At 36.5% G+C, this 24,200-nt stretch carries 23 protein-coding genes; 4 read left to right on the forward strand and 19 right to left on the reverse strand.

Features of this window, described 5'->3' with window-relative positions; translation table 11 throughout:
- Positions 1-134 precede the first annotated feature (134 nt).
- From NST00_RS12835 to pdxR, 12 genes are all read right to left on the reverse strand, one after another.
- Complete coding sequence (locus tag NST00_RS12835; protein WP_016836830.1) at positions 135-932, reverse strand: TIGR00282 family metallophosphoesterase; 798 nt, start codon at positions 930-932, stop codon at positions 135-137.
- Positions 933-1,138: 206 nt separating this feature from the next.
- On the reverse strand, positions 1,139-2,692 hold the full coding sequence (rny, locus tag NST00_RS12840; RefSeq protein ID WP_016836829.1) for a ribonuclease Y: 1,554 nt from the start codon (positions 2,690-2,692) through the stop codon (positions 1,139-1,141).
- Between the two features lie 526 nt (positions 2,693-3,218).
- Positions 3,219-4,280, reverse strand: a complete 1,062-nt coding sequence (gene recA / locus NST00_RS12845; RefSeq protein ID WP_016836828.1) for a recombinase RecA — start codon at positions 4,278-4,280, stop codon at positions 3,219-3,221.
- Between the two features lie 137 nt (positions 4,281-4,417).
- A complete protein-coding gene (locus tag NST00_RS12850; protein WP_168411723.1) occupies positions 4,418-5,671 on the reverse strand; it encodes a competence/damage-inducible protein A in 1,254 nt (417 codons plus the stop codon).
- 13 nt (positions 5,672-5,684) lie between these two features.
- Entirely contained in the window at positions 5,685-6,263 is a 579-nt protein-coding gene (pgsA, locus tag NST00_RS12855) for a CDP-diacylglycerol--glycerol-3-phosphate 3-phosphatidyltransferase (protein WP_016836826.1), read from the reverse strand.
- Between the two features lie 51 nt (positions 6,264-6,314).
- The gene (locus NST00_RS12860; RefSeq protein ID WP_184656202.1) at positions 6,315-7,211 is read right to left on the reverse strand and encodes a helix-turn-helix domain-containing protein; all 897 of its coding nucleotides are present in this window, start codon (positions 7,209-7,211) and stop codon (positions 6,315-6,317) included.
- Between the two features lie 18 nt (positions 7,212-7,229).
- Positions 7,230-8,009, reverse strand: a complete 780-nt coding sequence (locus tag NST00_RS12865) for a DUF3388 domain-containing protein (RefSeq protein WP_016836824.1) — start codon at positions 8,007-8,009, stop codon at positions 7,230-7,232.
- Between the two features lie 285 nt (positions 8,010-8,294).
- The gene (locus NST00_RS12870; protein ID WP_016836823.1) at positions 8,295-8,552 is read right to left on the reverse strand and encodes a DUF3243 domain-containing protein; all 258 of its coding nucleotides are present in this window, start codon (positions 8,550-8,552) and stop codon (positions 8,295-8,297) included.
- Between the two features lie 44 nt (positions 8,553-8,596).
- On the reverse strand, positions 8,597-9,325 hold the full coding sequence (gene ymfI / locus NST00_RS12875; RefSeq protein ID WP_016836822.1) for an elongation factor P 5-aminopentanone reductase: 729 nt from the start codon (positions 9,323-9,325) through the stop codon (positions 8,597-8,599).
- Positions 9,322-10,614, reverse strand: coding sequence for an EF-P 5-aminopentanol modification-associated protein YfmH (gene yfmH, locus NST00_RS12880; RefSeq protein ID WP_168411722.1), 1,293 nt, complete (start codon positions 10,612-10,614; stop codon positions 9,322-9,324). Before yfmH ends, ymfI begins: the two co-directional genes overlap by 4 nt.
- Complete coding sequence (gene yfmF, locus NST00_RS12885; protein ID WP_168411721.1) at positions 10,614-11,876, reverse strand: EF-P 5-aminopentanol modification-associated protein YfmF; 1,263 nt, start codon at positions 11,874-11,876, stop codon at positions 10,614-10,616. The genes yfmH and yfmF overlap by 1 nt, the downstream gene beginning before the upstream one ends.
- 230 nt (positions 11,877-12,106) lie before the next feature.
- The gene (gene pdxR / locus NST00_RS12890) at positions 12,107-13,471 is read right to left on the reverse strand and encodes a MocR-like pyridoxine biosynthesis transcription factor PdxR (RefSeq protein ID WP_016836819.1); all 1,365 of its coding nucleotides are present in this window, start codon (positions 13,469-13,471) and stop codon (positions 12,107-12,109) included.
- A 91-nt stretch (positions 13,472-13,562) separates the two neighbouring features.
- On the opposite strand from pdxR, the gene NST00_RS12895 reads away from it, so the two are divergent.
- Positions 13,563-14,141: a GNAT family N-acetyltransferase gene (locus NST00_RS12895; protein ID WP_096550699.1), complete on the forward strand. Its 579-nt coding sequence runs from the start codon at positions 13,563-13,565 to the stop codon at positions 14,139-14,141.
- Between the two features lie 105 nt (positions 14,142-14,246).
- Here NST00_RS12895 and NST00_RS12900 read toward each other — a convergent pair whose 3' ends face one another.
- The 7 genes from NST00_RS12900 to NST00_RS12930 form a co-directional block, all read right to left on the reverse strand.
- Positions 14,247-16,544, reverse strand: a complete 2,298-nt coding sequence (locus tag NST00_RS12900; protein ID WP_016836817.1) for an FtsK/SpoIIIE family DNA translocase — start codon at positions 16,542-16,544, stop codon at positions 14,247-14,249.
- Positions 16,545-16,642: 98 nt separating this feature from the next.
- A complete protein-coding gene (locus NST00_RS12905) occupies positions 16,643-18,310 on the reverse strand; it encodes a ribonuclease J (RefSeq protein ID WP_016836816.1) in 1,668 nt (555 codons plus the stop codon).
- Positions 18,311-18,477: 167 nt separating this feature from the next.
- Positions 18,478-19,359, reverse strand: coding sequence for a 4-hydroxy-tetrahydrodipicolinate synthase (dapA, locus tag NST00_RS12910; protein WP_016836815.1), 882 nt, complete (start codon positions 19,357-19,359; stop codon positions 18,478-18,480).
- 12 nt (positions 19,360-19,371) lie between these two features.
- The gene (locus NST00_RS12915) at positions 19,372-20,409 is read right to left on the reverse strand and encodes an aspartate-semialdehyde dehydrogenase (protein WP_016836814.1); all 1,038 of its coding nucleotides are present in this window, start codon (positions 20,407-20,409) and stop codon (positions 19,372-19,374) included.
- Positions 20,410-20,501: 92 nt separating this feature from the next.
- Positions 20,502-21,098 (reverse strand): dipicolinate synthase subunit B, encoded by a 597-nt coding sequence (locus tag NST00_RS12920; RefSeq protein WP_016836813.1) that lies wholly within the window; start codon positions 21,096-21,098, stop codon positions 20,502-20,504.
- Positions 21,092-21,874: a hypothetical protein gene (locus NST00_RS12925; protein ID WP_016836812.1), complete on the reverse strand. Its 783-nt coding sequence runs from the start codon at positions 21,872-21,874 to the stop codon at positions 21,092-21,094. The genes NST00_RS12920 and NST00_RS12925 overlap by 7 nt, the downstream gene beginning before the upstream one ends.
- Entirely contained in the window at positions 21,871-22,137 is a 267-nt protein-coding gene (locus tag NST00_RS12930) for a YlmC/YmxH family sporulation protein (protein ID WP_016836811.1), read from the reverse strand. The genes NST00_RS12925 and NST00_RS12930 overlap by 4 nt, the downstream gene beginning before the upstream one ends.
- Positions 22,138-22,284: 147 nt before the next feature.
- On the opposite strand from NST00_RS12930, the gene NST00_RS12935 reads away from it, so the two are divergent.
- Genes NST00_RS12935 through NST00_RS12945 form a run of 3 tightly spaced genes read left to right on the forward strand, consistent with a single transcriptional unit; the run spans position 22,285 to position 24,130 of the window.
- Positions 22,285-22,665: a GntR family transcriptional regulator gene (locus NST00_RS12935; RefSeq protein ID WP_016836810.1), complete on the forward strand. Its 381-nt coding sequence runs from the start codon at positions 22,285-22,287 to the stop codon at positions 22,663-22,665.
- Positions 22,662-23,510: an ABC transporter ATP-binding protein gene (locus NST00_RS12940; RefSeq protein WP_016836809.1), complete on the forward strand. Its 849-nt coding sequence runs from the start codon at positions 22,662-22,664 to the stop codon at positions 23,508-23,510. Before NST00_RS12935 ends, NST00_RS12940 begins: the two co-directional genes overlap by 4 nt.
- Positions 23,507-24,130: an ABC-2 transporter permease gene (locus tag NST00_RS12945; RefSeq protein ID WP_016836808.1), complete on the forward strand. Its 624-nt coding sequence runs from the start codon at positions 23,507-23,509 to the stop codon at positions 24,128-24,130. The genes NST00_RS12940 and NST00_RS12945 overlap by 4 nt, the downstream gene beginning before the upstream one ends.
- The last annotated feature ends 70 nt before the right edge of the window (positions 24,131-24,200 follow it).

A 24,200-nucleotide genomic window follows, 5' to 3' on the forward strand; every position in this document is an offset into this window, starting at 1 on the left:
TTTTATTGATTTTGAATGAAGCTTTTTTGTTGGCATTCATTCAAAGGACTTGAACTTATGTCCGTAGCACATTTTATGCAGCAAATTAGAAAAATAGAATCATTTTGGAAGGGAATCATGCAAAATCTTGGGAATTATCCTTGGAAAGGATAATCGTCATTAATGTAAATTCTTTCACAAAAAGTGGCTTTGCCAGTTTCGTTATCAATATCAACGAAAAAGCCGCTGAATACGTCTCTTCCCGATTTTGGCACTTCAAATCGAGAAGGCATATTCGTTTGGAATTTGTAAATGACGCTTTCTTTTTTCATGCCTAAAATTTCATCGTATGGTCCAGTCATCCCTACATCAGTTATATATGCTGTACCACCTGGAAATATTCTTGCATCTGCTGTTTGAACATGTGTATGTGTTCCAACGACTGCAGAAACCCGTCCATCCAAATGCCAACCAAATGCAATTTTTTCACTCGTTGCTTCACCATGGAAATCAACAAATACTAATGGAGAAATTTTTCTTGCTTCTTCAACTAATTCATCCGCCATACGAAACGGATCTTCATGGGGAGGTAAAAATACGCGGCCATGTAAATTGATGACCGTTAAAATATGTCCATTTTTCGAGATTTGGACAACACCTTTACCAGGTGCCTCTTTAGAAAAGTTTGCAGGTCGAATTAAATATTGAGCCTCGTCAATAAACTCAAAAATTTCTTTATTGTCCCAAGTGTGATTACCCATCGTAATCACATCAATGCCCATTTGCAACAATTGTTGATAAATCTTTTGCGTGATTCCTCGACCCGCCGCTGCATTTTCTCCATTTGCAATAACTACATCGGGTTCATATTTTTTCTTTAATCGTGGTAAATATTTTTCGACCGCCTCTCGACCGATTGATCCGACGATATCACCTATAAATAGTACTTTCAATCTGAATAACCCACTTTCTATAAATCAAACCTACTCAATTTTATCATCTTACAAGTATGAATGCTATTTTATTTATAACTTGTGCCATGAAAATAATCTTCACATTTTATGTTTTTAAAATGAAACATTGCCAAGAAATTATTCTTCAAAATCATAAGAAAACCCCTTTTGATTAAAAAATCAAAAGAGGCTATTAAAATATTTTATTATTTTGCATATTCAACTGCACGCGTTTCACGGATGACTGTCACTTTGATGTGACCAGGATAATTGAGTTCTTCCTCAATTTGTTTTCGAATATCCCGCGCAAGTCGATGTGCTTGTAAGTCATCAATTTTTTCAGGTTGAACAATGATTCGGATTTCACGGCCTGCCTGAATAGCGTAAGATTTTTCTACCCCTTCATAGGATTCTGAAATTTCCTCAAGTTTTTCTAAACGACGAATATAGTTTTCTAATGTTTCACTACGAGCACCAGGACGAGCAGCTGATAGAGCATCTGCTGCAGCTACAATCACTGCAATAACGCTTGTAGGTTCCACATCGCCATGGTGAGAAGCAATACTGTTGATGACAACAGGGTGTTCCTTATACTTCGTAGCAAGTTCAACACCGATTTCAACATGGCTTCCTTCTACTTCATGGTCAATTGCTTTACCAATATCATGTAATAAACCTGCCCGTTTCGCGAGCGCTACGTCTTCACCTAATTCAGCAGCCATTAATCCGGCTAAATGAGCTACCTCAATGGAATGTTTTAATACATTTTGGCCATAGCTTGTCCGATATTTCATGCGGCCTAAAATTTTAATTAAGTCTGGATGTAAATTATGAACGCCGACTTCAAACGTAGTATGTTCTCCCGTTTCACGAATATGTTCGTCCATTTCTCGGCGTGATTTTTCAACCATTTCTTCAATTCGAGCTGGATGAATTCGTCCATCTTGCACGAGTTTCTCTAATGCAAGACGAGCAGTTTCACGACGGATTGGGTCAAAACCAGATAAAATAACCGCTTCTGGAGTATCATCAATAATTAAATCGATACCAGTAAGCGTTTCAAGGGTACGAATATTTCGTCCTTCACGACCAATAATTCGGCCTTTCATTTCGTCATTCGGCAAGTTTACAACCGACACTGTTGTTTCTGCCACATGGTCAGCAGCATATCGTTGCAGAGCCAACGATAAAATTTCTTTTGCTTTTTTGTCAGACTCTTCTTTAGCACGCGTTTCAGCTTCTTTAATCATCATAGCGATATCCGTTGAAAGTTCTTGTTCAACTTGTTTTAAAATGATATCTCTCGCTTCTTCTTTCGTTAAAGAAGCAATGCGTTCTAATTCTGACTGTTGTTGTTCTACTAGCTCTTCCACTTTACTTTCCATCTGTTCAATATGCTGTTGTCTTTCGGCTAGAGCCTCTTCTTTTCTCTCTAGACTTGCTTCTCTCTTATTTAGAGCATCATCCTTACGATCGAGATTTTCTTCTTTTTGCAATAACCGGTTTTCTTGTCTCTGAAGCTCAGCGCGTCGTTCGCGGATTTCTTTCTCAGCCTCAGTTCGAAGTTTGTGAGTTTCATCTTTCGCTTCCAATAGTGCTTCTTTCTTTAGCGCTTCCGCTTCTCGCTTAGCTTCATCTATGATGAGCAAGCTCTGTTGTTTCGCACCATTCACTTTCGATTCATTCACTTTTTTCATATAGAAATAGATAACAGCGGCACCGACGATGAGTCCAAGCAAAGCGGAGATCATGTATTCCATACGAACACCTCCTCTTGCTATAATCACATGCATTTTCAGTCGGCTCATATATTGACAATTTTTCTCAACATACTGCCTATTTCATTTTATCATTAAAAAAAATTATACAGTCTAATTGTATAGTTCACAATTGGCTCTGTCAAGGATTGCCACCACTAATGACGGCTGATTTTGCTTCTCAATACTTCGTTATTTGATGATAATTTTAAGGAAATTTTTCTGTTTTTTTGATATAAATTGGTGGAAAATATATTAATTATAGGAAATATTAAGTTTCTATTTTCAAAAAATATTTCCTTCACTTATTTTGCCAATTTTCATTTGATTTTATTCATCTATAAATGAAATTTTGTATTTTCAAAGATGTAAATATAACCAAAACTCCACCAAGAATAATTACTGCTCTTTCTAGAGAAAGAAAAAGAGCAAACGAGAATCAAAAAATTCTCATTCGCTCTTTTAATGAAGTCTTTGGGCAAACCTTCTATTTACTTTTTTAGACTGCTATTTAGAACGTCACCGTTTATTATTCTTCATCAAATAACGGTAATTCTTCTGCGAGCTCTTCGTCATCGTCATGAGCTGCAATCATGTAGGAATTCGATGTCATGCCAAAGGATTCACGAATTTTTTGTGCAATTTCATCGCGAATTTCTGGATTTGCTTTCAAGAATTGTTTCACGTTTTCTCGACCTTGTCCAATTCTCTCATCGTTGTATGAATACCAGGAACCGCTCTTCTGAATAATGTCTAGCTCTGCACCAATATCGACAATTTCGCCTTCTTTCGAAATTCCTTCACCGAACATAATATCCACTTCTGCAGTGCGGAATGGTGGAGCTACTTTATTTTTCACTACTTTAATTTTTGTTTTACTTCCAACCATTTCGCTACCTTGTTTAATTGTTTCCGCACGGCGAACTTCTAAACGGATGGAAGAATAGAATTTTAAAGCACGGCCACCAGGTGTCGTTTCTGGATTGCCAAACATTACGCCGATTTTATCACGAACTTGGTTAATGAAAATGCAGATTGTATTTGATTTATTGATGACCCCAGATAATTTTCGTAAAGCTTGAGACATTAGGCGAGCTTGTAACCCCATGTGTGAGTCGCCCATTTCTCCTTCAATCTCCGCTTTTGGCACTAATGCCGCTACAGAATCGATGACAATAATATCAATTGCACCGCTTCGCACTAATGCCTCAGCAATTTCCAACGCTTGCTCTCCAGTATCAGGTTGGGAAAGAATTAATTCATCGATATTAACGCCTAATTTTTGAGCGTAAATTGGGTCTAATGCGTGTTCTGCATCAATAAATGCCGCTTGTCCACCTTGTGCCTGAACTTCCGCAATTGCATGTAATGCCACTGTAGTTTTACCGGATGACTCTGGACCATAAATTTCAATAATACGTCCTCTCGGATATCCCCCTACACCAAGGGCTGCATCAAGAGCTAGTGAACCACTTGGCACAGTCGAAATTTGCAAATCCGTTTTTTCACCGAGTTTCATAATGGAGCCTTTACCGAATTGCTTTTCAATTTGTTTTAACGCCATATCTAAGGCAGCTTTACGATCACTCAAAATGTTTCCTCCTTAAAAAGCGAATCTGTATTGTTCTGTTTCTACTATACTTCTTTTTTGAGAAATAATCAATAAAAAACCGAACGTATTTTCGCAAAAATAAAATTTGAGCCATTTTTTTGGCTCAAATTTTATTTTTAGACCTTTTGATATCCTTTTTCCTCAAGCAATCGGATTAAATAACTCAACGTATATTTGACGGTACGTAAACGGTTGGTATTTCGAAGTCCAGACAATTGAAGTTTCCTCGTCACTACATCCTCGCCAATCGCGATGCCAATCCAAATTGTTCCTGCCGGCTCTCCGTCATGTGGTTCTGGGCCAGCTGCTCCTGTCAAACCAATGCCAATGTCCGTACCAAACTTTTTACGAACATTTCTTGCCATACTCGCAGCACACTCGCTACTCACGATACCATATTGATTGAGCAATTCTTTTGGAATTCCCAGCTGTTGGATTTTTGCCTCTTCTGTATAAGTCACCATTCCACCAACGAGCGTGCCGCTAACGCCAGGGATTTCCGCTAGTTCTGATTGAAATAATCCCGCTGTTAAACTTTCAGCAGCTGAAATCGTTAACTTATTTTGAAGCAGCATTTCAACCGCTTTTGATGCGAGCGTATCATCGTCAACACCATAGTTATATTTGCCAACAATCGATAAAATTTCCCTTTTCTTTTCATTTATTAATTCCCAAGCTTCTGCTTTCGAATCCGCTTTCGCTGTAATGCGCAACGTCACTTCACCATCAGAAGCTAGTGGGGCAATCGTTGGATTTGATTGGGCATCTAAAATATGTTGAATCTTCGTTTCCAATTCTGCTTCTCCTATGCCATAAAAGCGAAGAACGTGAGATAGAATGATTCCTCCTTTGCTGATAAGAGAAGCTAACTTTGGTTTGACTTCAAATTGAAACATCGGCTCTAATTCTTTTGGCGGACCTGGCAATAATATGTATGTCCGTCCTCCCTTTTGAAGCAGCATGCCTGGAGCTAAACCGTGATGATTAACTAATACCTCACTACCCTGTAAAACTAGAGCTTGTTTTCGATTATTTTCTGTAAGCGGTCTACCTTGGTTAGTGAAAAATTTTTCAATTGTTTCTAGTGCTTTTTCATCGAAAACGAGAGGCACATTTAAATGCTCTGCAATCGTTTCTTTTGTTAAATCGTCCTTCGTTGGTCCTAATCCGCCGGAAAAAATGATTAAATCTGCACGGGATTCAGCAATTTCAATAGCTTTTTTGAGCCTACCTCCGTTGTCGCCAATCACCGAATGATAATATACGTTAATACCAAGTTCTGATAATTGGCTGGAAATAAATTTTGCATTCGTATTGGCAATTTGACCTAATAGCAACTCAGAGCCAACTGCAATAATTTCGGCATTCATCTTTTCCCCTCACTTATTTGGAATTGACAAAAACTTGTCGGTTTAAATAAAAATAATCCCAACCAGACCAAATTGTAAAGAATAATGCAACGTAAAGCATCAACTTATCAAATGGTATGCCGAACATAATAAAAATAGTATTGTGCAATAACAGTGCAGTAATGGCAACAATTTGCGTCCATGTTTTTATTTTTCCTAAGTTGCTGGCAGCAACAATTTTTCCTTCACCGGCCAAAATGGAGCGCAAACCAGTAACAGCAAATTCACGGCTTAATATGATGATAATGACCCACGCAGGAGCAAGCCCTAATTCCACTAACAGTAAAAATGCAGAAGTGACTAATAATTTATCAGCAAGGGGATCTAAAAATTTTCCTAAGTTTGTTACTAGATTATATTTGCGGGCAAAATACCCATCGATCCAGTCAGTACACGATGCAACAATAAATATCAATGCACCTACAAAATGATGGACAGGCATTTCAGCGCCGAACAATTCCATTGTTCCCCAATTAAAATCATACATCATCACAATGACAAAAATAGGAATTAGTAAAATGCGGGAAACAGTAATTTTATTCGGTAAATTCATTATCTACTACAACCTTTCATGCGAAAGAAAATAGTCATCTATAATAGATGACTACTGTTCCTCGCTAAATTTAATAATGATATTTTGAGCGCTCAAGTTTTGAACGTATTGAATTTCTTCATCGTTCACAAACACTTTTGCATTTTCAGAGAAACCAAGTCTTATGCGGGCATATCCGTTCGCAGATGAATCGTGTTCTACTACTTCTCCTTGTTTATAGACACGATCATCCACTTGTTCATTACCATTTGCATCGCGAATGCTTACCCAAGTATCACCAGAAACTTCAACCCGGATTTGCATTTTGTCTGTTCCTGATAATTCGTAAACAGTCGAAACCCCATCCGGTTGCACTTGTCCCTCTGAAATGACTTGCGTTTGTTGTTCATCATCTTCTTGCTCATCTACAATTGGTTGATTATTAGGCTCTTCCTCATTTCCAGCCTTATTTTCGTCCTTTGCTGGAGGATTATCAACATTTGTTTGCTCATATTCAATTGGCTCAGTATTATTTTCTGTTACTTGTTCTTCTGGAGCTGATGGCCTTTGAGAGAAAAAGAACCAAAGGACAGCAATGATGATGATAATAAATAAGGCAACAACATATTTAGGCAAAGATTCCATTAATTTATTTGTGGATGTTGTTTTTAATTTTTTACGAGTTGGACTTTGGGAGAATGATTGTGCTACTTCCTCCGTTTGATGACTAGGAATTTCGTTTTTAAATTCCTCAAAAATTTCATCTGGATCGAGTCCAACTGCTTCAGCATATTGCTTGATAAATGCTCGTACGTAAAAGGTACCCGGCATAATAGAATAATTTCCTTCTTCAATGCCGACTAAATACCTTTTTTGTATTTTCGTAATCTCTTGTAAATCATCTAAACTATATCCTTTAGACAATCTTGCTTCTTTTAGGCGAGTACCGAGCTCTGTCAACCATAACACCTACTTTATTTAATATTATTAAAATGAGAAAAAGTCCCCATTGGCAAAAGTATCATTCTTCTCAATGGCATCATAAACGATTTCTTCATCTGGATGATGGCGTAATTCGATAATATAATCAAAATCTTCAATGTTATATTCGGAGTGTTTTACAAAGATATCTGGATGTTCTATTACTTTTACACTAGGCATTTTCATTACTTCACGCACAAGTTGCAAATGCCTTTCATCTGTCGTCATTCTAGAAACGACTCCATCGAGAATAAAAATATTATTTGTATTAAATTCATCTCCCATTAATTGTTTTCGAATCGTTTGTTTAATCATAGTAGAGGATAAAAATATCCATTTTTTATTAGCACAGACACTCGCTGCAACAATTGATTCTGTCTTGCCTACTCGAGGCATTCCACGAATTCCGATTAACTTATGTCCCTCGGTTTTAAATAATTCAGCCATGAAGTCAACTAAAATTCCTAGTTCATCTCGAACAAATCGAAAAGTATTTTTTTCATCTGCGTCTCTTTCAATATATTGACCATGGCGAACAGCTAAACGATCTCGAACTTTTGGCTCACGCAATTTTGTGACGCGGATATCATCAATTGTGTTGACAATCGATTGAAAACGTCTAATGGATTCCTCATTTTCGGATTTTAACAACAAACCTCGACGGCCTTCGTCTACACCATTAATAGTTACAATGTTCACTTTAAGCATACCAAGTAGAGAGGCAATATCACCTAACAATCCTGGACGATTTACTTGAATTTCATATTCAAAATACCATTCACCCATTTACAACCGTCCCCTTATTTCTAACGAAAATAATGACCTACAAGTTTCATCATATCTGATTTTATATGTATTGAAAAGTTAGAATGCGACAAAATTATGCTAAATTGGACAAAATTATTCATCTTTTTACGACTCATTAATTTTTGATGAATTGGAATGAAGAAAAAGGAGGAAATTTCCCCCTTTTTCCTTTTAAATACACATACGGAAAGGAAACAAAATACTATTCAAGATGATGATATGAATAGTTTAGTTAAAAAGTAACAACCAAAAAAGTTTCCATCATTAGTTAATGTTTCTGTTTTGGACTAATTTCATAACACAGCTTGCTAGTGCATGTTTTTCTTTTTCACTAGCTACTGACCATAGATCGGCGAGTACTCTCTCTTGTTCATTTTTTGGGTCAACATTTTTCGCTAAATATTCGCCGATTTGGACCGCTGTTTTTTCAATTGTGTTATCAGACAAGCCCATATTTTTTGCATTTTCTACTTGTTGTCCAAGAAATGATTTCCATCGTTCCCAGTTTTGTAATATTTCCATATTATCTCCTCCTTTTCATCATTAGTATGGACAAGCAACGTTCATTATATGTACCAACCACCATTTAAACGTATAATTTGGCCTGTGACATAATCTGCCTGTCCACTAATGTAAAAGGAGACCATATTCGCAACTTCCTCAGGTTCCCCCATGCGATGAAGTGGAATCTCATTATAAATTTCCTGTTTTTCTTCTTCCGACAAATGATAATTCATTTCCGTATTGATGATACCAGGTGCAATCGCATTTACTAAAATCCCTTGATAGGCTGCTTCTTTTGCATATGCTTTCACGAAAGCATGTTGAGCACCTTTTACTGTGGCATACACAGTTTCATAAGCAGCTCCAGCTTCTCCCCAAATAGAACCGATAAACATAATATAACTAATATCATGTTGACGCAATTTTTTTGATAAAAGTGCAACAAGTCGAATGGGGTTTTGTACATGCTCTTTCCATAGTTGATCGATAACGCTTGAAGGGGTATCTTCAAGTAGACCATAATATGCGGTACCACCGGCAAAAATGACCGCTTGAATAGAATAAATTTGATTGACCAATTGTTCTGCCCCATCATCAACGGAGAAATCCGCTTGTACCGGGATGAATTCCAAGTGAGGATAAGCAGTATTCAAATCATCTACTAAATGCTCCACTTTTTCACGATTTTTAAAATAATGCAAATAAAGCGACCAGCCATCTTTAGCTAGACGCTTTACAATCGCACTACCGATTGCACCGGAAGCTCCAATTACAAGTGCAAATTTTTTCATTGCGGGCTCCTTGTCGGTAAAATTTTGAATGTCGTTTGTTGAGATTCGCCTTGAATGGATTGAAAAGCTTCTTTCACATCTTCCAATGTGATTTTTTCAATTACAGGAACTGCATCAAACAAATTCATATCATTAAATTTATATCTTGTAAATTGGTTTGCAATATATTCTAAAGAATTTAACGCTCTTAAGAAGAAGCCGATTTTTTTTCGTTTTATGCGTTCAATCGCCTCTTCATTGAAAATTTTGTTTGCATGATTAACGGTATGCAATATTTTTTCGACGAGTGCATCAGGATCCGGTGAATCTGAGCCGACTAAAGCGAATCCAAATCCCTTCTCTAAAGTAAAATCGTAAGCAAAGGACTCATCAATTAATCCGTTTTCGTAAACATCTGTATAAAATTCGGATGCTCGACCAAATAAACATTCTAAACCAATTTGTACAGCGAGTTCATGTTTGAGCATTTCTTCCCCACTCAAATTTGTCTCCTTCGCTTTCAGTCCGACATACACTTTCGGCTGTTGAACATCCATTTTGATTTCTCGCTCTTTTACTGCAACATCAAGTGGTTCTTCTTCAAAATAGCGATCAATTTCAGGTGCTTCTTTAAAGGACTTTTTATTTTGGTTTTCTTCAATAAAATTCATCATTTCTTTTGGATCCACATTTCCAACAATAAATAACAACATGTTGGAAGGATGATAAAACGTATTATAGCAAGTATATAAATGTTCAGCTGTAATTTGATCAATGGATTCAATCGTTCCAGCGATATCAATTTTTACAGGATGATTGTGATACATATTTTCAATTGCACCAAAATACAGTCGCCAATCCGGTTGGTCATCATACATTGTGATTTCTTGCCCAATAATTCCTTTTTCTTTTTCTACCGTTTTTTCAGTAAAATACGGTTGTTGCACGAAGTCTAACAATGTTTCCGTATTTTCGAAAATATTAACCGTTGCAGAAAATAAATAAGCTGTTCTTGTAAAAGAAGTAAATGCGTTTGCAGACGCTCCTCTTTCACTGAACTTTTGGAATACATCGCCTTCTTCTTTTTCAAACATTTTATGTTCAAGAAAATGGGCGATGCCATCTGGAACTGTGATACGCTCCGATTCTCCGATTGGCGTAAAGGTACGATCAATGGATCCATATTTTGTAGTAAAAGTTACGAAAGTTTTAGAGAATCCCTTTTTTGGCAATATATATACATCAAGTCCATTGGATAATTTTTTATAATATAACGTTTCATCTAATTGTTGAAATTCAATCGTTTCCATTATTTCGCCTCCTTTCCGCATAAGAAATATGTTGCTTCATGTTGAATTTGAGATGCCATTTGTTTTAAATCATCTTTTGTCACTTTATTCCAACGTTCCTTCCACAATTCTACAGAAAATTCTTCATCTAAATCTTTATATTGATCAAATATATCAATTTGACCACGAGCTAAATCCAACGCTTCTCTCAATTGATTTGTCAACATCGCCCGCGTTTGATTCAATTCTAAATCGGAAATATTTCCTTTTTTCATGTCTTCTAACTGTTCAAAAATAATATCAATTGCCTTTTTCTCGTTGCTTGGTTCAATTCCTGAAACAACGAAAAGTAGACCGTAATGAGGCGAATAGGAACTGGAAGCGTAATATGCTAAACTTTCACGCTCACGGACATTCATAAATAGTTTCGAGTGGGCATATCCGCCAAATACACCGTTGAAAATTTGCATTTTAGGAAAATCTGGATCGCCAAATTTCACCGGTGTGCTAAAGCCAATATGCAGCTTCCCTTGCTTCATATCTTGAAACTCTTTTACATAATCTTTCTCAGGTTTTGATTCCTCATTGTAATTTAGTTGTTGAGGAGTTCGATCTTTAAACTGGAAAGCTTTTTTCATTTTTTCTTGAATTTCTTCCGTGTCGATATCTCCTGCTACGTATATGTCAATTTTGTCGTTATGAATCATGGAATAATAAGCCTCTGTCAGCGACTCCGGAGTTACTTCCTTTACCGCTTCAATTGAGCCGCTTGCTGGAATAGATGCAGGATGATTCGGACGTAAAATTTGTGTTAACCGTTGTTGAGCATAGCGAGTTTTATCGTCAAAAATTGATTCAATTCGTTGGATAACAATTTGTTTCTCCCGTTCGACGATCGATGGAACAAATTGTCCGTTTTCCATATTTGGATGGAAAATAACTGTTTGTAATAAGCCAATCACATCATTTAAAACAGGATGATTCGATAAATATTGATCATTTACCGTTTCTACGTTCAACACTACAGTATGTTCCGCACCGCGTTTCGATACGTCGAAATAAAGCATCGTACCATATAAATCATCTAAATAACTGCGAAACTCTGCTGATTTTTTATACCGCTCATTGCTATGTTGTAATACGTTTGAAAGAACAGCTCGCTCAGCTGCCACTTTTGTCGTTAAAGGTGTCCTAAACTTAAAAGAGAAATTCACCGTCTTAAATTGTGTCGTTTTTCTTATATGTAGCGAAACGCCCTCCGCTAATTTCGTCGTTTGAAACAAAAAAATTCCTCCTGACTTCCCATATATTGTGTATATGCCTCATAAAAATAATTTTCTCAAGAGGCTCGTTTATTATTCAGAAATATACCCAATTAACTACTATTACTACTATACATGCAAAGGAACAGTTTATGTACAACATTTTCATTTTAATAGAAAATTTTCCTTTTAGCATTACATATGGCTTAATGAAGAATTTTTTGAAGATTGTAGTATAGTAGATTCTTCCATTACCGCGATTGTAACCAACCATCAGCTAATGTTTGTATGACAGGATGAATCTTTTCTAAAGGGATGGCACCAAATCCTATCATGACTAGGTTTTGAGGTGTAGTTGTTTGATAATATTTTGAGACCGGATCAATATCAATTCCTTTTTCAAGAGCAATTTGTACAGCACGTTTCTCAGATAACCATGGAGGTAATTGTATGACGATATGCAGTCCTGCTGTATCGCCGAAAATTTTATATTCATCCGTTAAATAAACTTGTAATGCTTCTATTAATGTTTTCCATTTTTTTCTATACAGTGTGCGCATTTTTTCAATATGTTTTACAAAATAACCAGATTCCATAAATTCAGCCACAACAAGTTGATCAATTCTCGACACAGTTGATTTTTGATGCTGATAAAAGTTTTGGAAATCAACAGCAAGGGAAATTGGCAGCACCATATAGCTCATGCGAATCGATGGTAAAAGGGTTTTTGAAAAAGTACCGAAATAAATGACGCGCTGTAGCTGATCCATATTAGCTAGTGGAGGAATGGGCAACCCTTTATAACGAAATTCTGCATCGTAATCATCCTCAATAATATAGGCATTTGTTGCCTGTGCCCATTGAAGTAATTGAGCTTTTCGCTCAATTGGCATAACGGCCCCTAACGGAAACTGATGAGCAGGAGTCACATAGTATAATTTTACTCTGTTCGTTGGGATGGTGGCACCGTAATGATCAGTTCTTACATATTCAATGTTATATTTCATTTGTTGAAAAATAATATTTGCTCTATAAAATCCAGGCTCTTCAATTGCAACTGGAATGTTGCCAAAAAAGATGCATAATGCTTGTAACTGTTGCTGTGTACCACTAAAAACAAAGATTTGTTCAGGTTCACATTCAATTCCTTTAGCGATGTGTAAATAATTTGCAATATTTTTACGCAACGTTCTTTCACCTTGCCAAGGACTAGCGTGTGCAGGGAATTTTTGTAATTGAGTTTTATATAGTTTTTGCCATACCTTGTATGGAAAAGCCTCTGCATCTACTTGCCCATTTTTTAAATTATAGATTGAGTTCTCCTCAATCAATTCAATCGAAGGTTTATCTTTTACAACTATGTGACACCAATCACCATTATATTCTGAAATAAAATAGCCTGAGCGTTCTACACTATAAATGTATCCTTCACTTAGCAATTGTTCATACGCGTTTTGTACAGTTTGAATGCTAATGTTCAATTGCTCTGCAAGCTTTCTTTTTGAAGGTAATTTTTCATTAGCCCTAAGTTGTTTCGTAATGATTTTTTCTTTTAGCTGTTCATATATCGCAATATATTTTGGCGTCGTCTCGGGAAACTGAAATTGTAACTCCATTTCAACCTCCTGGTATGATAAAAAATTCAGAATTTGGTTATTTCAAAAGTATCAAATGAAGCTTTTAATAGCAATAAAGGAGGTTGTTCAAATGAAAAATATAATACTAGAAAACGATATTGTCTTACTTCGTCCAGTTGAATTAACCGATATTGAATCTATTGCGGAAGCTGGAAGAGATGAGCGTATTTGGGAACATATGCAAGTATCTTTAACGACGAAAAAAGCAGTTGAACAATATGTTAAAAACGCAATTGCTGAACGCAATTTAAAAGTTTCCTATATGTTTGTCATCATCGATAAAAAAACAAACAAAATTGTGGGTTGCACTTCCTTTTTAGATATATCGCTGGAGCATAAAAGATTAGAAATTGGTAACACATGGATCAATCCTTCTGTATGGCGTACGCCGATTAATACAAATTGCAAGTTTTTGTTACTTACGTATTGCTTTGAACAATTAAAGTTAAATCGGGTTCAACTAAAGACAGGTCATCAAAATATACGATCCCAAAAAGCAATTGAACGAATTGGAGCAGTAAAAGAAGGAGTTTTTCGAAATCATATGATTCGAAGAGATGGAAGCATTCGACATACGGTCATGTATAGTATTACAAAGGAAGAATGGTTAAACGTAAAAGAACAATTTCTTCAGCATTTGTTGTCGTAATGTATCCTACTAGTTTTCACAATGAAGAATAAGATAAAAAACGCTCTCGATTAGGTCAACGATTGAATCCGTCATCCTAATAGAGAGCATTGAATGAATCGCTTATTATTCCTGTATACTCGAGATTAATACTTGTCTTGGACGGCTGCCATCAGGTGGGCCAACTACACCGCGAGCTTCCATTTGGTCAACAATTCTTGCTGCGCGGGAATAACCAATTCGAAAACGACGTTGCAGCATAGAAATGGATGCAGATTGCATTTCCACCACTAATTTCACCGCTTCATCATAAAGCTCGTCTGTTTCTTCTTCAAAAGATTGATCATCTGGTTCATCAGTTGGAATCATCGTTTCATCATATTGGGCTTTTTGTTGAGCAATGACATAATCTACTACCGCTTGTACTTCCTCATCAGAAACAAATGCCCCTTGAACACGTATTGGTTTGGAAGTACCTGCTGGCATAAACAACATATCCCCTCGACCTAAGAGGCGCTCTGCTCCGCCTGTATCAAGAATAGTTCTTGAATCGACAGTACTTGATACAGCGAAGGCAATTCGAGATGGGATATTTGCTTTGATGACTCCAGTAATGACATCAACAGAAGGCCGTTGAGTTGCGATAATTAAGTGAATTCCTGCTGCACGAGCCATTTGTGCAAGTCTCGTAATGGCATCTTCCACATCGTGGGAAGCTACCATCATTAAATCTGCTAACTCGTCAATAATGACAACGATATAAGGTAATTTTGATAATTGCTCTTCATGCTCTTTGTTGTAGCGCTCTACGTAGCTGTTGTACCCTTTTATATTTCTCGTTCCAGTATGAGAGAATAAATCGTAACGTCTTTCCATTTCACTCACAACCTTTTGCAAGGCTTGTGAGGCTTTTTTCGGGTTCGTAACAACAGGCGCTAACAAATGTGGAATTCCATTATAAACATTGAGCTCAACCATTTTCGGGTCAATTAACATCATTTTCACTTCATGTGGTTTTGCTCGCATTAAAATCGAGATGATGATGCCGTTAATACATACACTTTTCCCACTTCCGGTTGAACCTGCAACAAGCAAGTGAGGCATTTTATTTAATTCAGCTAAGATTGCTTGTCCAGCAATATCTCGACCAAATCCAATCAACAGTTTAGCATCCGGTTTGTTATTTTCTTTTGACTCTAAAACTTCTCTCAGCGTTACAACTGCCACTTCACTATTTGGCACTTCGATACCGATGGCTGATTTTCCTGGAATCGGCGCTTCCATTCGAATATCTTTTGCTGCAAGTGCAAGAGCTAAGTCATCTTGTAAATTGACAATTCGACTAACTTTTACTCCAACGTCTGGCATCACTTCATATTTTGTTACGGCTGGACCTAAATGAACTTGCACTACTTTTGCCTTTACGCCAAAACTTAAAAGCGTTTGCTCAAGTTTTTTTGCGTTCGCTTGAATGATAGAATATTCGCCGCTTTGATCATGCTCTGGAGGGACATTTAATAAAGTCATAGGCGGCAACCGGTAATCTTGATTTTCCACGTTGTTTTCAACGGATTGTTGAATTGTATCTTCAATTGTATCCTGTATATCGTCTTCTTGTACTTCTTGCGCTAGTTTCTGCTCTTTTTGAATATTTTGAGTAAAATCAGAAATGATTGGTTCATCATCTTCATCATCTTCCACTAACAATAATGGAACCGATTCTTCACTTGTTGCCGCCATCTCTTTTAATGCTGTTTGCTCTTCAGATTTCGTTCGTTTTCGCTTATTCTCGTCTTTATTTAATGAACGGCGTTTACGTTTTTTCTTTTTCGGCAATTTTAATTTGAAGTTTGGAATTTTTTCAGCAATCATCGGTACAAAAGCTTTTCCTGTGACTAAAACAATTCCAATGAAAAATAATAGAATTGCTACTACTTTCGCTCCAGTTGCACCAAATAAAATGTGAAACATACTAAACAAAAACGCACCAATCATTCCACCGCCAAGCGCATTGCTTCTATTTTGAATGCCCTCATCACTAATCATTATTCGCCAAGTTTCTTTCAATACTGATTGAGATTCCAACGCATCCCGCTTATATAATTCATCAAACAAAACACTATGACTAAAAATGGATAAACTGAAAATCATCATCATCGCACCGAGTAAAACGCGATCGGTAAATGGGATTTTTTCTCGCTTAACCATCAATAATATTGCGAATAAAAAGAGGAATGTTGGGACTGCGAAGTAAAGATTACCGAAAAAAAACATCGAAATACTTTGAACCATTCGGCCTACAAAACCATATTCAAAAAAGATGATGATGGCAAAGCCAATTAAAATTAATCCGATGATTTCAAAATAAAGGGGAGAAATGCCAGCCTTTGCTTTTGTTTTTGCTTTCGTTTTCTTCCTTGCCATATTGTTCACCTACTCTACAAGAAACAATCATCAGTATGAGAAACAGGATTTCCTTAACCGCTGTACGGTGAAGAAAATCCTGTCTTATCTAGTCTAGCTTAATATTCCATAATAATCGGGATTATCATTGGTCGTCGTTTTGTTTTTTGGAATAAATAAGCATTTAACGTTTCTCGGATTTCTTGTTTAATATTTGTCCATTCGAACGTGTCTTTGCTTACATATTTTTCTATACATTCACGGGCAATTTCCGTCGCTTCTGAAATTAGTTCTTCAGATTCACGAACGTAAACAAATCCGCGAGAAATAATTTCTGGTCCTGAAGCAATTCGCTTTTGGGCACGGTTTAAGGTTACGACAACGATGAATATACCGTCTTGGGAGAGCAGTTTTCTGTCACGCAAAACGATATTTCCAACGTCACCGATACCGCTTCCGTCAATAAGGACATTTCCTGCTTGTACGCGGCCGCTTATGCGCATTTTACCATTTCGATATTCCACAACATCGCCTTTATCCGCAATAAAAATGCGCGATTTATCAATTCCAACTTGCTGTGCTAATTTGGAATGTGCAATTAACATTCGGTATTCGCCTTGGATCGGGATAAAATATTTTGGTTTCATTAAGTTTAACATTAGTTTTAAATCTTCTTGGCTACCGTGCCCAGATACATGGACTTTTTTATCGGCTGCCAATACCGTTGCACCAGCTTTCGCAAGATTGTTCATGGCATTTGACATCTGCACTTCCATTCCTGGTGACGGCGTGAAAGTAATTAATACAGTATCTGTTTCTTTTATTCGAATATCGCGATGTTGTTTTCGTACAATTTTATCAAGGGCATCTAAAGGTTCTCCTTGATTGCTTGTCACAATAATAATTAATTCATCATCTTCATATTGATTAATTTCTGAAACAGGAATTAATGTGTTTTCGTCTATGGATAAATATCCAAGTTTTACTCCAATATCGATGACTTTTTCGAGGCTTTTCCCAACGATAGCTACTTTACGATTTGATTTTTGTGCCTGGTTAAATACTTGTTGAATGCGGATAAAATTTGAAGCATATACTGCAACAATGATACGAGCAGGTGCAGAATGGAAGAATTTCGCTAACCTTTCCTCAATTACCGTTTCACTCGTCGTATACCCTGGTCGCTCTGCTTCTGTTGATTCTGAAAGTAAAATAAATACTCCTTCTTCACCTAATTGAGCCATTTTGGCAAGATCTGGTTTAAATTTTCCTTTTGCAGATTGGTCAAATTTAAATTCTCCTGTGTGCACAATTGCCCCTTCAGAAGTATGGAACACAATTCCTAAAGAGTCAGGAATGCTATGTGTTGTATGGAAGAAGGTTACATAAGTCGATTGAAAGTTCATGCGACTTTTGTTTGTTACTTCGAAGAATTTCACTTGATGTGGAGCAGGTAATTCTTTCAAATGTTCCTTAGCAAGAGCAATTGTTAATTTCGATCCGTACACAGGTGCATTAATTTTTTGCAATACATAGGCAATAGAACCAATTGCATCTTCATGACCATGAGTAAGAAATATTCCTTTAATCCGATCTTTGTTTTCTTCCAAATAAGTAAAGTCAGGGATGACGATGTCAATACCAAGCATTTCATCTTCTGGAAACATTAAACCGCTATCGACAATAAAGACTTCGTCATCGATTTCAATAACGTACATGGATTTCCCGATTTCTCCCACGCCTCCAAGTGGGATGATTCGGATTACTTCATTTTTTGTTTTTATCACAATCTTTCCTCCTAATATTATCCCGAACGCACAACCACTTATTTATCATTATACGGTGAGAGGGGAGGAAGTACAAATAAAAAATGGTATTTCGATATTGTAAATTTTAAAAATAAAAAAAGCCTATCACCCAAACAACTCAAAAAGAATTGTTTGGAGAGCAGGCTTCAAATATTTTGCTTCACTTGTTCCCAAACATGATCAAATTCTTGTTTTTCTTCATCAGTCATCTCGACTAAAGGCAATCGAACTTTTTCAATATGGAAACCAACTTTACTCATTGCGTATTTTATCGGAACCGGATTTGGGTTTTTAAAGAGTTGCTTAAACAAAGGTAATAGCGTTTGATGCATTTTCGCTGCAAATGCGTGTCTTCCTTCTTCAAAAGCTTGAATCATCGCCTGCATTTCGTTTCCAACGATATGCGAAGCAACGGATATGACACCTCGACCTCCAATTGCCAACAGCGGTAGTGTTAACGCATCGTCTCCGCTATAAACGAGAAATTTATCATGAGTATTTGCTAGTATTTCAGATATTTGATCTAAATTACCGCTCGCTTCTTTTACGACTTGGATATTAGGTATTTTACTTAATGCAATTGTTGTGGCTGCTTCAATATTCGAACTCGTGCGCCCTGGCACATTATACACAACAATTGGTAATGTTGTTTCTTCTGCTACTGCCTCAAAATGTGCATAAAGTCCTTTTTGATTAGGTTTATTGTAGTAGGGAGCCACCAACATAACCCCGTCAACTCCGAGGCTCTCTATTTTTTTAGTTAGCTCAATTGTTTGTTTCGTATTATTGGAGCCTGTTCCTGCAATGACAGGCACCCGTTTGTTCACCTTTTCAACCGTAAACCGAATCAACTGAAGTTTTTCTTCAGTTGATAGAGTAGGTGATTCTCCAGTTGTTCCACAAACGACAATCGAATCGGTTCCATTCGCAAGAAGATATTCAATGAGTCTCTCCACCGCCTCAAAGTCAATATCACCATTTTCTTGAAACGGTGTAACCATGGCAGTAGCGATTCTACCTAAATCCAAATCTAACACCCCTTATAGTAAGTTATCCTCTAGCATTGCTTCAGCGATTTGGATTGAGTTTAAGGCAGCTCCTTTCAACAGGTTATCTGCGACAACCCATAGGTGGAAACCGTTTGGATGATATAAATCTTTTCGAATTCTTCCTACATACACTGGGTCTTCCCCTTCAGTATAAAGAGGCATTGGATAAACTTGATTATTTAAATCGTCTTGCAACACAACGCCAGGTGCGTCTTTTAAAATATTATAGATATCTTGTACACTTGCCTCTTTTTCAACTTCGATATACACAGATTCAGAGTGACCGTTCACAACCGGTACACGTACACATGTTGCTGCCACATGTAAATTTGGTAAATGCATAATCTTTTTTGTTTCGTTAATCATTTTCATTTCTTCTTTAGTAAATCCATTTTCTGTGAACACATCGATTTGAGGGAGAACATTATAAGCAATTGGATAATGTTTAGTTTCAGATTTTACTGGTAATACCTTCGCTTCTATATCTTTTCTGTCATCCCAATACTTGCTTTGTTCGCGAAGTTCTTCGATGGCAGACATCCCTGAACCAGAAACTGCTTGATAAGTGGAAACGATAATTCTCTTTAAACCTAATTTTTGTCGAATAGGTTGCAATGCTACAACCATTTGAATTGTTGAACAGTTTGGATTAGCGATGATTCCATTATGTTTCTTTAAGTCTTCGCGATTGACTTCCGGCACCACTAAAGGCACATCCGGATCCATACGGAAATGACTTGTATTATCAATTACAACCGCTCCACGTTTTACCGCCTCAGGAGCAAGTTTTGCGGAAACAGACCCTCCTGCAGAAAATAGCGCCACATCTACCCCTTCGAAAGCTTCAGGAGTAGCTTCCTCAATTTTGTACATTTTTCCGCCAAATTCTATTTCTTTTCCTGCAGATTTGGCAGAGGCTAAAAACTTTATATCTTTAATTGGAAAATTTCTTTTTAGTAATTGTTCTTTCATTTTTGTACCGACTGCACCTGTTGCACCTACAATCGCTACTGTTAATAACTTCGACATTCTATAAATCTCCTCCTAATACATTTAAACCATATAATCCTTATATAATGATGAAAATTTTATCACAATTTTACTGAATTGTGTGATAAAAATTAATTTTCTTTATGGTACTGAATAAATAACGGCTGAAGCTGCTTTTTGTAGTAAATTGCATGCACGACAGTATCTACCATTTTTGTGAAATCTGCAATTAATGAAGTTGGTTTATTAAATGGATCATCTTGCCCGAAAGGAATAAAGTAAATGTTTTTTGAGTTTAATAGTTTCATAATGTTGACACCATTTAAACCTAGCGCATCATTTGTAGAAATTCCTAATACTACAGGATTTCCGTTTCTTAAAGTTGCTTTTGCAGCCATTAGCACAGGGCTGTCAGTCGCAGCATTGGCGAATTTACTGATGGAATTTCCTGTCATTGGCGCAATGACCATACAATCCAGAGGATTTTTTGGTCCAAACGGTTCTGCTTCTACAATAGTGGAAACTACCTTTTCACCAGATAGTTCCTCAATTTTTTTCACCCATTCCTCTCCTGTTCCGAAGCGTGTGACAGCTGTTAATACCGAATGGGTTACAATCGGAATGACTGTCGCACCTGCATCGCGAAGATCTTTTATTTTTGGTACGACATCCTCATATGTGCAATGGGAAGCGGTAATGCCAAGCCCAATTCTTTTACCTTTCAGCAAGATTTTCTCCTCCTTAATTGGCCAACAATCGAATTATACAAAATTTTCGCCGCATCATGCGGGAAATATTTCCCAGGTAATGCTGGTAATAATTCATAATGATCACGTTCTACATCATCTTTTAAGCAACCTGGGTAGGAAGCTAAATCATAAATCGGCATGTTAATTTTTTCTTTCACACTTGCATCTAGCCATCTAGCAGGAATTGTATTAATAAAATAATCCGCTTCTATTTCTCCCACATCAGCTAAATATACAGATTCGAAACGGAAAGCTTTCGCTTCATTCAATTGAACATCCGACCTTACAGCAATAACCACTTCAGCCCCAATACTTCTCAATAAATGTCCAAGCGTTTTTGCTACACGACCAAATCCAGTAATAATAAATCTTTTTCCAGAAATCGCATGTTTCGTATTATAGAAAGTTGCTACAAAAGCTTCTGCTGTAAGAAGAGCATTTTGCCAAATAAACTCTTCATCCTCTAAATAATAGTAAATTTGATTTTCATTTAAAATTTCTTTCCATTCTTCATTTGTCTTCCCACTAAAAATAGTCGCATTCGTTATACCTAAAACAGCAGGTACTTCCACTTTTAGTGGCTGGATTGGTAATACGACATAGTCCGGTTGTATAGATAACGAAAGATGGTTTAGTTCATGATCCCAATTTGTTTTGCTTTTGTAGTAAACAGTCCTCTCTGGATTTGATAACATTTTTGCAAGAATTTTCAATCGCTCATCCGTTCCAATTACAAGCCATTTTTCGTTCGTCATTGGTCATAATGCCTTCTTGTACTCGTTGTTTTTCGAAATAAAATACGGTCTTCCCCAATGAGATGTATTTCTTCCCAAGGAATAAATAATGCCGTCGTTGATTTTTTTTTCTGGAACGGTAAACGGGAAGGTTCTATTAATTCAAACCCTAAAATTTTTCCTGTTTTAGGATCAAAGATGCATTCCGTCTCAGATAGATAGCCGTAACGAACTCCATTTTCCATTTCGATTAATTCCTTTTCAGCAAGCTCTGATAATAGCATCATTTCCCTCCTCCATGAGCTTATTAGTACTATATGCATGAAAAATCCGTTAGGTGCCCATCAAGTTTAAAAGTTTTATTGTTGACAATCCGTTATAACTGTATATACTGTATATATACAGTTGTAAATCAGAATGGTGGTGACTCCGTGGATATTAAACTTAGTAATGCAAGCGATAAACCAATTTATGAACAAATTACAGAACAAATTAAACAAGCAATTATTACGGGAAAATTAACACCTGGTGATCCATTGCCTTCTATTCGCAATCTAGCGAGAGAATTAAAAATTAGCGTTATGACGACAAAGAGAGCGTATTCCGATTTAGAACGGGATGGATTTATCGTTACTTTTGCTGGGAAGGGAAGTTTTGTTGCGGAACGAAATCAGGAGTTTTTGCGGGAAGAATTGCTTCGGCAAGTGGAAGATCACTTAAATAAAGCCGTTCAAATTGCGAAGATTTCAGGAATACATGGAAAAGAATTATTGGATTTACTTTCATTGTTAATAGAGGAGGAATTGGAATGACGTATGCAATTGAAGTCGCAAATTTAAGAAAAAAGTTTCCTCAATTTCAATTAGTCGATGTTTCTTTCCAGTTACCAACTGGTACAATTATGGGATTTGTTGGAGAAAATGGTGCCGGAAAAACATCAACCATAAAATGCCTTTTAAACCTGCTTCAAAAGGATAGTGGTGAAGTTAAACTATTTGGACTTGATCATGTTGAACATGATATAGCCATCAAGGAGCAAATTGGCGTCGTTTTTGATGATTTATATGTACCTGAAACATTAAATGCAACTCAAATCAATCACATATTAGAAAAAATTTATGCTAATTGGGATGAAGCTTACTACGTAGAACTATTAAAGCGCTTCAAAATACCTATTAAAAAGCCAATTAAACAGCTTTCCCGTGGGATGCGGATGAAACTGTCCATTGCTATGGCTCTTGCCCATCATCCAAAATTATTAATTTTAGATGAACCGACGAGCGGATTAGATCCGATTGTGCGGGATGAAATTCTCGATCTTTTTATGGAATTTATGCAGGACGAGGACAACAGCATTTTATTCTCCACCCACATTACATCTGACTTAGAAAAGATTGCTGACTATATTACGTTTATTCATGAAGGGGAAATCGTCTTTAGCAAAAATAAAGATGAACTGTTGTATGACTACGGAATATGGAAAGGAACGGTGGAGCAATCGAAGGAATTGCCTGAACATGCAAAAGTGCGCATGAGAAAAAATGCATTCGGAATAGAAATTTTAGTGAATCGAAAAGAAGTGAACAAAGCTTTCCATCTCGATAAACCGTCTATAGAAGACATCATGTTATTTTTTGTGAAAGGAGCTTATGTATGAAAGCACTGATTTTAAAAGATTTGTACGTCATACTTAACCAAAAAAACTCTTTGTTAATGCTCATAACGCTTTTTGTCATCGCTTCTTTCTTTTTGGGTGATACGGGAATGTTACTTATTTTTCTTACGGTTTTATCCATGACTTTAATCAATATCACCCTTTCCAACGACGAAACAAGTCATTGGAATCGATTTGTCAATACACTGCCAATTAATAAAGCAGATATCGTAAAAAGTAAGTATATCTTAAGTCTGATCTTAATACTTTTTATGGTTATCATTGTTTTTCCAATATTTTTATTAACAAATATGATTACGAAAACATTTACAATGGTTAATTTTATTTCAATTTTATCCATCATCATATCAGGAATCCTCATGATGTTGTCATTCGTGATACCAGTGTCCATCAAATTTGGTGCCCAAAAAGCTCGCATTTTCATAATCGCAATAGTATTTATACCTATCATTGCAATCAATATACTGTTCAATAATTCATTATTTTCTAATTTACTTGAACTTGTGAATCTAATTAGTATCATTTCTTTCATTTTAGCTGTTGTTATGTTTTATTTATCTTTTAAACTATCCGTTATGTTTTTCGAGAAAAAAGAATATTAGCATTGTTTTTAAGTAGAGCAAATTAATTAATGTTTGAATATATTGCAACTTATGCTCCATATCATTCATA

Source organism: Ureibacillus sp. FSL K6-0165, from assembly GCF_038004285.1.
Lineage (GTDB): Bacteria > Bacillota > Bacilli > Bacillales_A > Planococcaceae > Ureibacillus > Ureibacillus thermosphaericus.

Bases quoted from the DNA above. Each gene is read 5' to 3' on its own strand.
- yfmH (WP_168411722.1), bottom strand. From the start codon at position 10,614: ATGGAAACGATTGAATTTCAACAATTAGATGAAACGTTATATTATAAA.
- NST00_RS12865 (WP_016836824.1), bottom strand. From the start codon at position 8,009: ATGGGTGAATGGTATTTTGAATATGAAATTCAAGTAAATCGTCCAGGA.
- NST00_RS12900 (WP_016836817.1), bottom strand. From the start codon at position 16,544: ATGGCAAGGAAGAAAACGAAAGCAAAAACAAAAGCAAAGGCTGGCATT.
- NST00_RS12940 (WP_016836809.1), top strand. From the start codon at position 22,662: ATGACGTATGCAATTGAAGTCGCAAATTTAAGAAAAAAGTTTCCTCAA.
- ymfI (WP_016836822.1), bottom strand. From the start codon at position 9,325: ATGAAAAAATTTGCACTTGTAATTGGAGCTTCCGGTGCAATCGGTAGT.
- pdxR (WP_016836819.1), bottom strand. From the start codon at position 13,471: ATGGAGTTACAATTTCAGTTTCCCGAGACGACGCCAAAATATATTGCG.
- NST00_RS12870 (WP_016836823.1), bottom strand. From the start codon at position 8,552: ATGGAAATATTACAAAACTGGGAACGATGGAAATCATTTCTTGGACAA.
- NST00_RS12945 (WP_016836808.1), top strand. From the start codon at position 23,507: ATGAAAGCACTGATTTTAAAAGATTTGTACGTCATACTTAACCAAAAA.
- NST00_RS12925 (WP_016836812.1), bottom strand. From the start codon at position 21,874: ATGACGAACGAAAAATGGCTTGTAATTGGAACGGATGAGCGATTGAAA.
- pgsA (WP_016836826.1), bottom strand. From the start codon at position 6,263: ATGAATTTACCGAATAAAATTACTGTTTCCCGCATTTTACTAATTCCT.
- rny (WP_016836829.1), bottom strand. From the start codon at position 2,692: ATGGAATACATGATCTCCGCTTTGCTTGGACTCATCGTCGGTGCCGCT.
- NST00_RS12930 (WP_016836811.1), bottom strand. From the start codon at position 22,137: ATGCTATTATCAGAGCTTGCTGAAAAGGAATTAATCGAAATGGAAAAT.
- NST00_RS12850 (WP_168411723.1), bottom strand. From the start codon at position 5,671: ATGAATGCCGAAATTATTGCAGTTGGCTCTGAGTTGCTATTAGGTCAA.
- NST00_RS12895 (WP_096550699.1), top strand. From the start codon at position 13,563: ATGAAAAATATAATACTAGAAAACGATATTGTCTTACTTCGTCCAGTT.
- NST00_RS12915 (WP_016836814.1), bottom strand. From the start codon at position 20,409: ATGTCGAAGTTATTAACAGTAGCGATTGTAGGTGCAACAGGTGCAGTC.